Source organism: Pseudomonas sp. PSPC3-2, from assembly GCF_049897085.1.
Lineage (GTDB): Bacteria > Pseudomonadota > Gammaproteobacteria > Pseudomonadales > Pseudomonadaceae > Aquipseudomonas > Aquipseudomonas paraveronii.
Genome location: NZ_JAFCVO010000004.1, coordinates 126,306 through 140,047 on the forward strand (window position 1 = coordinate 126,306; position 13,742 = coordinate 140,047).

Genomic DNA, 13,742 nt, shown 5'->3' on the forward strand with positions numbered 1-13,742 from the left:
AGCCTAACCGTTGGTCAATAAAGGTTTTCAACCGATTGGGGCGCCGAATGAGTTTTTCACTATAGCTTCACAAACTGATTACAGTGTCAGGGCGAAGATCGCACCCATTGATATAAGGAAGCGGGACATGGGGTTTCTCAAAACAGCGCCGATGCGCTATTTGCTGTTGGTAACGGGTGCCTGGCTGGCTATTTTCCTGCTTACCCGCAGCGTATTGCTGGTTACGCACCTGGATGAAGTCGGCGGCAATCTGCTGCCGGTATTTGGCGTGGGTCTGCTGTATGACCTCGGTTTTCTCGCCTATGCCGCCCTGCCTCTGGGGCTGTACCTGTTGCTGTGTCCGCCCGCGCTGTGGCGCCGCCGTGGCCATCGCTGGTTCCTGCAGGCGGTGCTCACCGTCAGCCTGTTCGCAATGCTGTTCACCTCGGTGGCCGAATGGCTGTTCTGGGACGAATTCGGCGTGCGCTTCAACTTTATCGCCGTCGACTACCTGGTGTACTCCGATGAAGTCCTGAACAACCTGCTGGAATCCTACCCCATCGGCAAGTTGCTCAGTTTGCTGGCGATGCTGGCCATCGTGTTGAGCCTGGCTTTGCGCAAGCCGTTCAATGCCGCAATGAATGCTCCGCTGCCGCCCATGCGCGGCCGCCTGTTGAATGCCTTGGCACTGTTGGTCGTCGGGGGTCTGAGCCTGCAGTTGATCAGCCAGGACAGCCCGCGCGCGCAAGGCGGCAACGCCTACAAGAACGAACTGGCGAGCAATGGCCCGTATCAGTTTTTCGCCGCCTTCCGTAACAACGAACTGGACTACTCACAGTTCTACAAGAGCCTGCCGACCGACGTCGTGGCCAAGCAGTTGCGCGCCGAACTCAGCGAGCCCAATGCGCGCTTTATCGGCCAGGACCCGCTGGATATCCGCCGCGCCATTACCCACCCGGGCCCCCTGCGCAAACCCAATATCGTGCTGGTGACCATCGAAAGTTTCAGCGCCAAATACATGGGCAGCAATGGCGACGGGCGCAACCTCACGCCGAATCTCGACGTCTTGCGTCAACAAAGCCTGTACTTCAATAACTTCTACGCCACCGGTACCCGCACCGACCGTGGCCTGGAGGCGATCACCCTGGCAATCCCACCGACGCCGGGACGCTCTATCGTCAAACGTATTGGCCGGGAAAGCGGCTTCGCGAGCCTGGGGCAACAACTCACGGCCATCGGTTACGACAGCGTGTTTGTGTATGGCGGGCGTGGTTATTTCGACAACATGAATGCGTTCTTCAGCGGCAACGGTTATCGCGTCGTGGACCAGAGCAGCGTGCCCGAGGCAGAAATCTCGTTCAAGAACGCCTGGGGTATGGCTGACGAGGATCTGTACAAACAGACCCTGAAGCTGGCCGATGCGGACTACGCCAAACAGCAGCCGTTTTTGCTGCAACTGATGACCACGTCCAACCATCGCCCTTACACCTACCCGGACGGGCGCATCGATATCAAATCCGGCAATGGCCGCGACGGTGCGGTGAAGTACACCGATCATGCCATCGGCCAATTCCTGGAAGCGGCGCGGCAGAAACCCTGGTTCGATAACACCATCTTCGTCTTCGTCGCCGACCACACTGCCGGCAGTGCGGGCAAGGAAGACCTGCCCATTGCCAACTATCAGATTCCACTGTTCATCTATGCGCCCAAGCTGATCGACGCACGGGAATCGGCACAACTGGCCAGCCAGATCGACCTGGCGCCGACCCTGCTGGGCCTGATCAACCTGAACTATGAATCGACCTTCTTTGGCCGCGACCTGTTGCAGGACAACCCATTGCCCCCTCGGGTCGTAGTCGGCAACTACCAGCACCTGGGGTTATTCGACGGCAAAGACCTGGCGATTCTCAGCCCACGCCAGGGCCTGCGCCGCCACGACGAGGCGCTGGGTGAGAGCCAGGAATTGCGGGTCGGCAGCGATGACCCGCTGATCCTGCGGGCGATCACCTACTACCAGGCCGCCAGTTATGGTTTCAAACAACAACTGCTGAGCTGGAGGGTCCCCAAGGAAGAGGCCCCGGCAGTGAGCACGCGCTAAGCAAAACGTCCCGTACTGCCAAGTACGGGACTTCTTTATAGGTTTACACACCCGCATAAAAAAACCCCGCCTGCATCGCTGCAGGCGGGGTTTTTCAGTCGCCGGGTAAGGCTGGCTTACATCATGCCGCCCATGCCACCCATGCCGCCCATGTCTGGCATACCGCCGCCAGCCGAGCCGTCTTTCTTCGGTGCATCAGCGATCGCCGCTTCGGTGGTCAGGATCAGACCGCCGATGGAGGAAGCTGCTTGCAGCGCGGAACGAGTCACCTTGGTAGGGTCCAGGATGCCCATTTCGATCATGTCGCCGTACTCGCCAGTCGCAGCGTTGTAACCGTAGTTACCTTTGCCGTTCTTGACTTCGTTGACCACAACGCTTGGCTCGTCGCCGGAGTTGGCAGCGATCTGACGCAGCGGTGCTTCAACAGCACGACGCAGTACAGCGATACCGACGTTCTGGTCAGCATTGTCGCCGGTCAGGTTGGTCAGGGCTTCCAGAGCACGGATCAGCGCAACGCCACCGCCAGGTACCACGCCTTCTTCAACGGCCGCACGGGTTGCATGCAGGGCGTCTTCAACGCGGGCTTTCTTCTCTTTCATTTCAACTTCGGAACCAGCGCCAACCTTGATCACTGCAACGCCGCCGGACAGCTTGGCCAGACGCTCTTGCAGTTTTTCACGGTCGTAGTCCGAGGAAGTTTCGGCAACCTGGGCACGGATCTGAGTGATGCGCGCCTGAATGTCGGCCTCTACGCCAGCACCGTCGACGACGATGGTGTTTTCCTTGGAGATGGTCACACGCTTGGCGCTACCCAGGTTTTCCAGGGTGGCGCTTTCCAGGCTCAGGCCGATCTCTTCGGAGATAACGGTACCGCCGGTCAGAACGGCGATGTCCTGCAGCATGGCCTTGCGACGGTCGCCGAAGCCTGGAGCCTTGACGGCTGCAACTTTGACGATGCCACGCATGTTGTTCACAACCAGAGTCGCCAGGGCTTCGCCTTCAACGTCTTCGGAAACGATCAGCAGTGGGCGACCGGCTTTGGCAACAGCTTCCAGCACCGGCAGCATTTCGCGGATGTTGGAGATCTTTTTGTCGACCAGCAGGATCAGCGGGTTTTCCAGCTCGGCAACCATGGTTTCCGGCTTGTTGACGAAGTACGGGGACAGGTAGCCACGGTCGAACTGCATGCCTTCTACAACCGACAGTTCGTTTTCCAGGCCGGTGCCTTCTTCAACAGTGATCACGCCTTCTTTACCGACTTTTTCCATGGCTTCGGCAATGATGTCGCCGATGGAGTTGTCGGAGTTGGCGGAGATGGTGCCTACCTGAGCGATAGCCTTGGTGTCAGCGCATGGCTTGGACAGGTTTTTCAGCTCAGCGACGATGGCGATGGTCGCCTTGTCGATGCCGCGCTTGAGGTCCATCGGGTTCATGCCGGCAGCGACGGCTTTGTAGCCTTCGTTGACGATTGCCTGAGCCAGAACGGTGGCGGTGGTGGTGCCGTCGCCTGCGTCATCGTTGGCACGGGAGGCAACGTCTTTGACCAGCTGCGCGCCCATGTTTTCGAAACGGTCTTCCAGTTCGATTTCTTTGGCTACGGAAACGCCGTCCTTGGTGATGGTCGGAGCGCCGAAGCTCTTCTCGATGATCACGTTACGGCCTTTCGGGCCCAGGGTCGCTTTTACTGCGTCAGCCAGGATGTTGACACCTGTGAGCATTTTCTTGCGGGCGGAATCGCCGAATTTAACTTCTTTAGCAGCCATGATCGATATTCCTTAAATACTTTGTAGTAACGGGAAAATGAGCGGGGAATCAGTCTTCCAGAACGGCGAGAATTTCGTTCTCGCTCATTACCAGCAGGTCTTCGCCGTCGACTTTCACGGTGTTGCTGCCGGAGTAAGGGCCGAAAACAACCTTGTCACCCACTTTCACAGCCAGCGCACGTACTTCACCGTTTTCCAGAGCCTTGCCTGGGCCAGCAGCGATGATCACACCGTGGTTGGCCTTTTCAGCAGCCGAACCTGGCAGAACGATACCGCCAGCGGTTTTCTTTTCTTCTTCGCTGCGACGGATTACGACGCGGTCGTGCAGAGGACGAAGCTTGCTCATTGTCGATCTCTCCTAATTGTGTTTTTCATCGGCCGGTGTCAATACCGGCAAGTTGTATTCCGGCGGTGCCGGTCGCGCCTCGCCAAGCAAGACGCGGAAGTCTGTCTGGTGTCGCCACCAGAAACCTTGCGGTGACCGTTACATAAGGGCGCATAAGCATATTACAAGGGGCGGGGGATGAATTTTTTTGCGTCTGCCAGCCCATAAAAACAACACGGCACCCGAAGGTGCCGTGCCAGTGACGCAGTTATTGACTGTCGCGATGCTCGAACTCACCTTCGATCACATCACCTTCGCGTCCCAACGGCTGGCGCGGAGCCGGGCCGCCACGGGGTTGCAGGTCGTCTGCGAACGCGCGCTGGCGAATCGCAGCCTCTTCGGCACGCTGGCGCATTTTGCCCGCCAACAGCTTGCGGGTGAAGGGCAGCAACATGACCAGGCCGAGCACATCGCTGATAAAGCCCGGCAGGATCAACAGGCCTCCGGCCAGGGCCATCATCAGGCCTTCGAGCATGGTTTGTGCCGGCAATTCACCACGATTCAGGCTTTCACGGGCACGCAACGCCGTGGCCAGACCGGCGACGCGCAGCACCAGAACGCCGAGCATCGAGCCGAGAATGATCAGCAGCAGCGCCGGGAAAAACCCGATCGCACCGCTGACTTTTACGAATACGAACAGCTCCAACACCGGGAACAGTAGAAAGAGCAATAAAAAAGGGCGCATCAAATGGTTTCCTCAACGCAAGATTGCCTTGCCAGTCCACCTTAGATGACGTCGCCATTTCGTGAATTCAAGCTTCAGCCGCGCTTTTTTTCGGCCAGACCGCAGCATGAGCCAATGAAACCAGAGCCTCGCGTACTTGTGTCGACGTGTTGCAAGACTCGGCGAACGGCAACCAGTGCAGCGCATGGCCTATGCGCAGGTGCATGCCTTCACTGTCGATCCCGGCCAATTGCGCCGGTTCATGGGTGGGCAAGCCGGCCAACTCGACGTAATGGGCGATGGCCTTGGCGTGGTCCGCGTTCATGTGCTCGACCATGCTGCGCTCGGTCGGGCCGGCGAACGGGTTGCCCAGGGTCAACCGGTCAAGCCAGTGAATCGCGCCAAAGCCGCCGATATAGCGGTGACGTACCGGCTTGAGCACCCAGAAGTCGAAATCGTGGGCCTTGTGATAGTTAGCCGATTCGGGGAAGTAGCGGTAATAGCGCTCGGCCGCCGCTTCAATCGCGGCGACGTCGGGCAATTGCTCGGCCTCGGCCAGGTAAGTCAGGCGCCCGACCGCCTGCACATCATCCGCTTCACGCTCGCCGACCAGCAACGAACACTTGGGGTCTTTCTGCAGGTTATGGGTGTGTTGGGCAATCCGGCTGATCAGGATCAGCGGCCGACCCTGCTCGTCCAGACAGTACGGCACGACCGAACCGAAGGGAAAGCCGGGCATGGCTTTGGACAATGTGGAGAGAGCCCCACGGTATTCCTTGAGCAACAGCTCTCGGGCGTTTTTGGCAACGTGCGCGCTCAACGTATGACTCCTCGGGAATTCAGTCGCCCATGGCGTATGGGAATGGATCTCAAGCCAAGGTAATCAATAACCGCGCAGGTTGCCAGCGAGCTTGAGGCCGATTACCAGGCCACGCCAAACCCTGCGGTGTAGCGGGTCTTGCTCAAGCTGCTTTCCGAGTCGCCACTGATCACGTCACGCTCGGCCTTGAGATTGAGCGACGCCCACTCGGTGACCTTGTAGCGCAGGCCCATTTGCGCTTCGAGGGCGTATTCGGCCGGCCCGCCGATAGGCTTGCCCAATTCGCCGGAGGTGAAAAACTCAACCTTCTTGCCGATCAGGTAGCGGTTGTAGTCCCACTTCATGGCCAAGGAATAGAAGTTGTCCTTGCCGCCGTCGGAATATTCGTAATCGGTGCGGTTAACCAGCGAACCCAGGGAGAATGCGCCGAGCTCATCGTCCCAGAACTGGTAGCCCGGGCCAGTGCCGACCGTGCGCTGGCGGGACAGGTCTTCCACCCTGTCGCGCTTGTAGGTCAGGCGACCCTGCCAGAACCAGTGCTCGGTGATGAACCGGTCGAGGTCATATTCCAGGGACCAGTTGTCGGTGGTGGTGACGTCGTCCTGGAATTCGCGGTTGTACTCGCCCTGCCCGGTGTGGCGCCATTGGCCATGGCGGGCGGAAGTCTTGAAGTCGATGTCGTAGTCGTTGGTGTCTTTCTCGGCGCGCTTGTAGTCCAGCGCCATGTCGACGTTGCCTTTCCACACCAGGTCTTCGATCACCGGCTTGGGCTTGATGATCTGCTGGATGCTGGCCAATTCCACCGTCTTGGGCGCCTCGCCATTGGCCAGCACCACTTTGCCATCGTCCGCCGCCTGCAAGGATTTGGCTTTCTCTCCGGTGTAGGCATCCTGCTTGACCAGCAATTCCTGATCGCTTTCCAGGGTTTTCACCTGTTTCCAGTCCACCGGGATAGCCCCAGCATAGTCGGTCTGGATCAGCAACTTGCCACCGTCGAAGACCTTGATCTTGCCGGTCAGACGGTCGCCGTTCTTTAACCAGACCGTATCGGCGAGCAAGGGGGTGGAGGCGCTGAAAACAGCAAGGCACAGCAAGGTTCTGGACAACATAAGCAGATAGGGGCTCAGGGTTGGCGAAAAAGGGGCGTTATCGTGTTAGATAGCAAGGACTGACTCAAGGAATTGTGTTGAGTTCAGTTCTCATCTGCATATTTACAGACGTTTCTTACAAAAAAACGACGCTCTGAACGGATATATCCACCGTGAAACCACCCGCCGAAGCCCCGCAAAGCCCTGCCGAGATGCGCCGCACCGCGCTGTACCTGACGCTGGCGCAAGTCCCCAAAGGCTGCGTGGTGAGTTATGGCGAACTGGCGCACCTCGCCGGGCTTGGGCGCGCGGCGCGCTGGGTCGGGCGCACGCTGAGCCAACTGCCCGAAGACACGCGCTTGCCCTGGCACCGCGTGCTGGGCGCCGGTGGTCGGATAAGCCTGCCGGTGGGCAGCGCCTCAGGCGACGAACAACGTGCGCGTTTACGCGACGAAGGTGTCGCTATCCTGAACAACCGCGTGGATATTCAGCGTCATGGCTGGCGCCCGGTAGAGCACAGCGGTTAGAGTGCGCGCTTTGTTTCCGTGAATCTGAGGCAGACTCCAGCCCATGCCCCGTAAAACCTGGCGCGCCGCGCTCGCCGCCTATGCCAGCCCCTCGACGTTAGTGCTGTTGTTGCTCGGCTTTGCCGCCGGCTTGCCTTACATGTTGGTGTTCTCGACGCTTTCGGTCTGGTTGCGTGAGGCCGGTGTGGCCCGCGAGACCATCGGCTATGCGAGCCTGATCGGTTTGGCGTATGCCTTCAAATGGGTGTGGTCGCCACTGCTCGATCAATGGCGCCTGCCGCTGCTCGGCAAACTCGGACGTCGTCGCTCCTGGCTGGTACTGGCCCAATCGCTGGTGATCCTCGGATTGATCGGCATGGGTTTCTGCGACCCGCAAAAACACTTGTCCTGGCTGATCGCTATCGCGGTGATCGTCGCCTTCGCTTCGGCTACCCAGGATATTGCGGTTGATGCCTATCGCCTGGAAATCGCCGATGACAGCCGCCAGGCTGCCCTGGCCGCCAGCTACATGTCCGGCTATCGCATCGCCGCCCTGCTGGCCACGGCTGGCGCGCTGTTTTTTGCCGAAGGTTTTGGCTCTACCGGTTTCAACTATAAACATTCGGCGTGGACCGGCACCTATGTGCTGTTCGGCGCACTGATGATTCCGGCGCTGCTGACCACCCTGTTTATGCGCGAGCCCAATGTGCCACTGCGGACTCAGTTGCAGGCGGGGCGCTACAGCTTCATGCACCAATTGGTGTCGGTGTTTGTACTGATTGTGCTGTTGGTGTCGGTGCCGGCGATGTTCACCCAGTTGTACAACACCGACTTCGCCAGCGTGCTGTTCCACGGCGTAAGCCTGTGGGAACTGTTGATGGAAGACCGCGCGTTCCTGCGCGCGATCCTCTATATCACCCTGACTGCGCTGTGCCTGTCGGCCATGGGCCGCCGAGGCCTGGCGCCGGTGCTGACGCCGGTCAACGACTTCATCCTGCGCTACCGCTGGCAGGCGTTGCTGCTACTTGGGCTGATCGCCACCTATCGCATGTCCGATACGGTGATGGGCGTGATGGCCAACGTGTTCTATATCGACCAGGGCTTTACCAAGGACCAGATCGCCGGGGTCAGCAAGATCTTCGGCCTGATCATGACCCTGGTCGGCGCCGGTATGGGCGGCCTGTTGATCGTGCGCTTCGGCATCCTGCCGATCCTGTTCATCGGCGGCATCGCCTCGGCCGCCACCAACCTGCTGTTCGTGATGCTCGCCGACATGGGCCCGGACCTGCAGATGCTGATCTTCACCATCTCCCTGGACAACTTCAGCTCAGGCCTCGCCACTTCGGCGTTTGTCGCCTACCTGTCGAGCCTGACCAACCTCAAGTTCTCCGCCACCCAATACGCGCTGCTCAGCTCGATCATGCTGTTGCTGCCGCGCCTGATCGGCGGGTATTCGGGGGTGATGGTGGAGAAGTTCGGCTATCACAACTTCTTCCTGATCACCTGCGTGCTGGGCGTGCCGACGTTGCTGCTGATTGCGCTGCATTGGTTCCAGGAAAACCGGCGGATTCGCTTGAACCCGCCGGCAGAAGACTGAAACAACTCGTTCAATGTGAGAGGGGCGGTGCGACGATTCGACTTGCTCCCGATAGGATCATCGCGGTGTGACTGAAGCACCGAGTTGCCTGCATCGGGGGCAAGCCCCCTCCCAACCCCCCTCTGCATTCTGATGCCTGTACTCCAGCAGCCAGCGCCCGTACAATCCCAAGTCACTTCAAGTCCAAGCAACCGACAACGGCCTACCATGCGTACCAGTCAATATTTGCTCGCCACACTGAAAGAAACGCCTTCCGACGCGGTTGTGATCAGCCATCAGCTGATGCTGCGCGCCGGTATGATCCGCAAGCTGGCTTCCGGCCTGTACACCTGGTTGCCCATGGGCTTGAAGGTGATGCGCAAGGTTGAAGCAATCGTTCGCGAAGAAATGAACGCTGCCGGTTCTCTGGAAGTGTTGATGCCGAGCACCCAACCGGCTGAGCTGTGGCAGGAATCCGGGCGCTGGGAAGAGTACGGCCCGGAATTGCTGCGTTTCAAGGACCGTCATGGCCGCGACTTCTGCGCCGGCCCGACCCACGAAGAAGTCATCACCGACCTGATGCGCAATGAGTTGAGCAGCTACAAACAGCTGCCCCTCAACCTGTATCAGATCCAGACCAAGTTCCGTGATGAGATCCGTCCACGCTTCGGCTTGATGCGCGGCCGCGAGTTCATCATGAAGGATGCGTATTCGTTCCACCCCGACCAGGCGTCCTTGCAGATCACCTACGACCGCATGCATACCGCCTACTGCAACGTGTTCACGCGCCTGGGCCTGAAATTCCGCCCGGTTGAAGCGGACAACGGTTCCATCGGCGGCGCCGGCTCCCACGAATTCCACGTACTGGCCGAATCCGGCGAAGACGATATCGTGTTCAGCAACGGTTCCGACTACGCGGCGAACATCGAGAAAGCCGAAGCCGTGCCACGGGAAACCTCCCGCCCAGCGCCGGCTGAAGAGCTGCGCCTGGTGGACACCCCGGACACCAAGACCATCGCGGCCCTGGTGGAAAAATTCAATCTGCCGATTGAAAAGACCATCAAGACCCTGATCGTTCACGCCGAGGAAGCCGGCAAGCTGATCGCCCTGGTGATCCGTGGCGACCACGAACTCAACGAGATCAAGGCGGCCCAGCAACCTGGCGTGGCCAGCCCGCTGGTCATGGCCTCCGATGCCGAATTGCGCGACGCCATTGGCGCCGGTGCCGGCTCCCTGGGCCCGCTGAACCTGCCGCTGCCGATCATCATCGACCGTTCGGTCGAGCTGATGAGCGACTTCGGTATAGGCGCGAACATCGACGACAAGCACTACTTCGGCGTGAACTGGGAACGCGACTTGCCGGTGCCGACCGTGGCCGACCTGCGTAACGTGGTCGCCGGTGACCCAAGCCCGGATGGCAAGGGCACCCTGGAAATCAAGCGCGGCATTGAAGTCGGGCACATCTTCCAGTTGGGCAACAAGTACAGCAAGGCGATGAAGTGCGAAGTGCTGGGCGAAAACGGCAAGCCGATCACCCTGGAAATGGGTTGCTACGGCATTGGCGTATCGCGCGTGGTTGCCGCTGCCATCGAGCAGAACAACGACGAGAAAGGCATTATCTGGAGTGACGCCCTGGCGCCGTTCCAGGTCGCCCTGGTGCCGCTGCGCTATGAAACCGAGCAGGTCCGTGAAGCCACCGACAAACTGTATGCCGAACTGACGGCCGCCGGTTTTGAAGTGCTGCTGGATGACCGCGACAAGAAAACCAGCCCAGGCATCAAGTTCGCCGACATGGAACTGATTGGCATCCCGCACCGGATCGTGGTCAGCGACCGTGGCCTGGCCGATGGCAATCTGGAATACAAGAGCCGGACCGAAGCCGAAGCCCAACCGTTGCCGGTGGCTGACGTGCTGTCTTTCCTTCAGGCGCGTATTCGTCGCTGAAAACCAGATCAAGAGAAGTCATGTTCAAGCGAAACACCAGAGCCCTGGGGGGCGCCGCCTTGTGCGGTGCCCTGCTGGTCAGCGGCTGCGCCAACCAGATGTCGCAACGCAGTGAGCACGAGGAGCGGGTCGAGCGTAAATTGCTCGACCACAGCCTGCAGATCGATGTAGGCGAACCCAAAGTGCTGGAGCTGCCGCAACGCCGGGTTCGCATTCACGAGCAAAAGACCTTCGAGGTCACCGAATTCGAAGTCACCCGTCGTTATGACCGCTACACCCCCTACCAGCCCTGGCGCAAACTCTATGAGCTGCCGCTGGGCGCGGTCGCTTTGGTGGCAGGCGCGGGCGCCAACGTTGCGAATATCTTCGCCCTCGGCAACCTGCCGACCAGCATGACGCACGATTGGCTGAGCTACGGCATCGACGGCCTCAACCCGTTCATGAACGTGCAATCCCATGGGCGTGCGCAACAGAACCTGGCGGGTATCGATGAAGTCCAGCGCGACAAGCGTGTGGAGTATTCGAGCCTGCCCTGGAGCGAGCGCCCGGTACAGGTCACCGCCGGCAAGCAAGAGCATGAACTGACCACCGACCGCAACGGCGTACTGCGCCTGAACCTGTTGGACAGCCCGTTCGCCGAGCAGGATCTGAACCGCATCAGCACCTTGAAGATCAGCGTGGAAGATAGCCAGGACGACGTGCATTCGGACTCGACCCTGGCCGTGAGCAACACACTGCGCGGCAAGTTGCTGGAAGCCCACAGACTGATCTACGACGACTTGGAAGACGACGAAGTCAGCCAGTGGGTACACCGCGTCAAGCGTCTGTCGGAGCTGGGCCTGGAGGAAGAAGCCAGTGAACTGGAACAGAGCCTGATCGAACTGACCCGCAATGATCCAGAGTTACAGCAGGAGTTCCTGCAAGCGCTGACCAAGGATGCGGGGAGACTCGTCGCAGATCCTGGCGCGCGCTGAGCCCTCAGAAGCACTAAAGGGCTAATGTGGGAAGGGCTTGCCCCTCCCCACATTTTTGTTTCCGGGTTCTACCACGAGAGCTCGAGCTGTTCGTTACCGCTGCTCAAGTCGAGCAACCGCACGCCAATCCCCAGCAATCGCACCGGCTTGCCACCGCGATTGAACGCCTGGGTCATCAGTTGTTGATAACTCTCCAGGTCCCGCCCTGCCCCCGCCTGCTCCAGGGTGGTCTGGGTAAAGTCATGAAACTTCACTTTGACGAACGGCTTACCCGCGCGGTAGCTGCTGTCGATGCGCGCTATACGCCCAGCCAGGGTTTCCATCAGCTCGGGCAGTTTCGCCAGACAACTTGAGAGATCCGGTAGATCCTCATCGTAGGTGTTTTCCACACTGATCGATTGCCGGCGATTGTCGTTCTGCACCACGCGGTCATCTATCCCACGGGCCAGACTCCACAGCCGCTCGCCAAAACTGCCGAATTCGCGCACCAGCGCCAGCTTGTTCCATTCGCGCAATTGCAGGCAGTCTTCGATCCCCATGCGCCCCAGCTTGTCGGCGGTCACCTTGCCCACGCCGTGCAGTTTTTTTACCGGCAGTATCGAAACAAAGTCTTCGACCTGGTCCGGCGTGATCACAAACAAGCCGTTGGGTTTCTTCCAGTCACTGGCGATCTTGGCCAAAAACTTGTTGGGCGCCACACCGGCGGACACGGTGATGTGCAATTGATTGGAGACCCGGCGCCGGATGTCCTGGGCGATACGCGTGGCGCTGCCGCCAAAATGCGGGCTGTCGGAAACATCCAGGTAGGCCTCATCCAGGGAGAGCGGCTCGATCAGGTCGGTGTAGTCGCGAAAGATGCTCTGGATTTCTTTCGACGCTTCTTTATAGGCATCCATGCGCGGCTTGACGATGGTCAGGTCCGGGCAGAGCTTCAAGGCATGACGCGACGACATGGCCGAACGAACCCCGTAGGCCCGCGCTTCGTAGTTACAGGTGGCAATCACGCCGCGCCGATCCGCCGAACCGCCCACCGCCAGGGGCTTTTGCGCCAGGCTCGGGTTATCGCGCATCTCGATGGCGGCGTAGAAGCAATCACAGTCGACATGGATGATTTTGCGCTGCGTCATATATAGAAGGGAGTGCAATCCAACGGGCGGCCAGTATCGCACTCACACCTGTATATAGCACCAGTAGTTTGAATCTTCCGCGCAAGCGGTAGGAAATAGCCCAGGTAGATTTATTTTCTCAATCGAAATCAGCCTACCAATAGAGCTGAAAGCCTCGGCCCGACTGGCCCGTAGCCATTTCAACAACCGTGATGGAGAGGTAAGCGATTGAACCACAAGCGCTTTTCTTCGATTCATAGGTTGACACCCCTGCGTTCCGCTGTAGAATGCCGACACACAGACGCGGGATGGAGCAGTCTGGTAGCTCGTCGGGCTCATAACCCGAAGGTCGTCGGTTCAAATCCGGCTCCCGCAACCAAACATCAAAAAAGGCTACTCGAAAGAGTGGCCTTTTTTGTGCGTGCTCGTTTTTGATTGTCGGACAAAAAATCTTTCCCCATCGCGCACTTACCGCTCGCAGCGGACAAATACGCGCTCATTCACACTTATTTGACCTATCGGCCCATTAACGGTTGACACCCCGCCACTTGGCTGTAGAATGCCGCCCACAGACGCGGGATGGAGCAGTCTGGTAGCTCGTCGGGCTCATAACCCGAAGGTCGTCGGTTCAAATCCGGCTCCCGCAACCAAACATCAAAAAAGGCTACTCGAAAGAGTGGCCTTTTTTGTATCTGATAAAAAAGCTCTTCTGAAACAATGGCATGGCATCTTTCATGAAACCGTAGACGGTTCGTGGAGTCCATTTCATCGCACGCCATGCTTAATCCTTCTACGACCAATGGCCGCAGTCGCCGCATCCGGCGATCCGCGTTAATATT

General features: G+C 59.0%; 11 protein-coding genes and 2 tRNA genes. 7 read left to right on the forward strand and 6 right to left on the reverse strand.

Features of this window, described 5'->3' with window-relative positions; genetic code table 11:
- Positions 1-127 precede the first annotated feature (127 nt).
- Positions 128-2,077, forward strand: a complete 1,950-nt coding sequence (locus ACP7CJ_RS09115) for an LTA synthase family protein (RefSeq protein ID WP_276194668.1) — start codon at positions 128-130, stop codon at positions 2,075-2,077.
- A gap of 116 nt (positions 2,078-2,193) precedes the next feature.
- On the opposite strand, the gene groL is transcribed toward ACP7CJ_RS09115, so the two are convergent.
- The 5 genes from groL to ACP7CJ_RS09140 all read right to left on the reverse strand — a co-directional run bounded on the left by groL (position 2,194) and on the right by ACP7CJ_RS09140 (position 6,818).
- The gene (gene groL, locus ACP7CJ_RS09120) at positions 2,194-3,840 is read right to left on the reverse strand and encodes a chaperonin GroEL (protein WP_247399719.1); all 1,647 of its coding nucleotides are present in this window, start codon (positions 3,838-3,840) and stop codon (positions 2,194-2,196) included.
- A 49-nt stretch (positions 3,841-3,889) separates the two neighbouring features.
- Positions 3,890-4,186: a co-chaperone GroES gene (locus ACP7CJ_RS09125; RefSeq protein WP_094953007.1), complete on the reverse strand. Its 297-nt coding sequence runs from the start codon at positions 4,184-4,186 to the stop codon at positions 3,890-3,892.
- 247 nt (positions 4,187-4,433) lie between these two features.
- Positions 4,434-4,910, reverse strand: a complete 477-nt coding sequence (locus tag ACP7CJ_RS09130) for an FxsA family protein (RefSeq protein WP_426100157.1) — start codon at positions 4,908-4,910, stop codon at positions 4,434-4,436.
- A gap of 67 nt (positions 4,911-4,977) precedes the next feature.
- On the reverse strand, positions 4,978-5,709 hold the full coding sequence (locus ACP7CJ_RS09135; protein ID WP_426100158.1) for a HugZ family protein: 732 nt from the start codon (positions 5,707-5,709) through the stop codon (positions 4,978-4,980).
- 101 nt (positions 5,710-5,810) lie between these two features.
- Complete coding sequence (locus ACP7CJ_RS09140; RefSeq protein WP_276194670.1) at positions 5,811-6,818, reverse strand: DUF481 domain-containing protein; 1,008 nt, start codon at positions 6,816-6,818, stop codon at positions 5,811-5,813.
- Between the two features lie 191 nt (positions 6,819-7,009).
- Here ACP7CJ_RS09140 and ACP7CJ_RS09145 point away from each other — a divergent pair, with 191 nt between their 5' ends.
- From ACP7CJ_RS09145 to ACP7CJ_RS09160, 4 genes are all read left to right on the forward strand, one after another.
- Positions 7,010-7,324, forward strand: coding sequence for an MGMT family protein (locus ACP7CJ_RS09145; protein ID WP_276197994.1), 315 nt, complete (start codon positions 7,010-7,012; stop codon positions 7,322-7,324).
- 43 nt (positions 7,325-7,367) lie between these two features.
- The gene (locus ACP7CJ_RS09150; protein ID WP_276194671.1) at positions 7,368-8,900 is read left to right on the forward strand and encodes an AmpG family muropeptide MFS transporter; all 1,533 of its coding nucleotides are present in this window, start codon (positions 7,368-7,370) and stop codon (positions 8,898-8,900) included.
- Positions 8,901-9,107: 207 nt separating this feature from the next.
- On the forward strand, positions 9,108-10,823 hold the full coding sequence (locus tag ACP7CJ_RS09155) for a proline--tRNA ligase (protein ID WP_276194672.1): 1,716 nt from the start codon (positions 9,108-9,110) through the stop codon (positions 10,821-10,823).
- Between the two features lie 20 nt (positions 10,824-10,843).
- Complete coding sequence (locus ACP7CJ_RS09160; RefSeq protein ID WP_276194673.1) at positions 10,844-11,797, forward strand: hypothetical protein; 954 nt, start codon at positions 10,844-10,846, stop codon at positions 11,795-11,797.
- A gap of 68 nt (positions 11,798-11,865) precedes the next feature.
- Here the strand turns inward: ACP7CJ_RS09160 and dinB are convergent, their stop codons facing one another.
- Complete coding sequence (dinB, locus tag ACP7CJ_RS09165) at positions 11,866-12,924, reverse strand: DNA polymerase IV (protein WP_276194674.1); 1,059 nt, start codon at positions 12,922-12,924, stop codon at positions 11,866-11,868.
- A 281-nt stretch (positions 12,925-13,205) separates the two neighbouring features.
- Between dinB and ACP7CJ_RS09170 the strand changes: the two genes are divergently transcribed.
- A tRNA-Met gene (locus ACP7CJ_RS09170) sits at positions 13,206-13,282 on the forward strand.
- Positions 13,283-13,476: 194 nt separating this feature from the next.
- Positions 13,477-13,553: transfer RNA gene (locus ACP7CJ_RS09175), tRNA-Met, on the forward strand.
- The last annotated feature ends 189 nt before the right edge of the window (positions 13,554-13,742 follow it).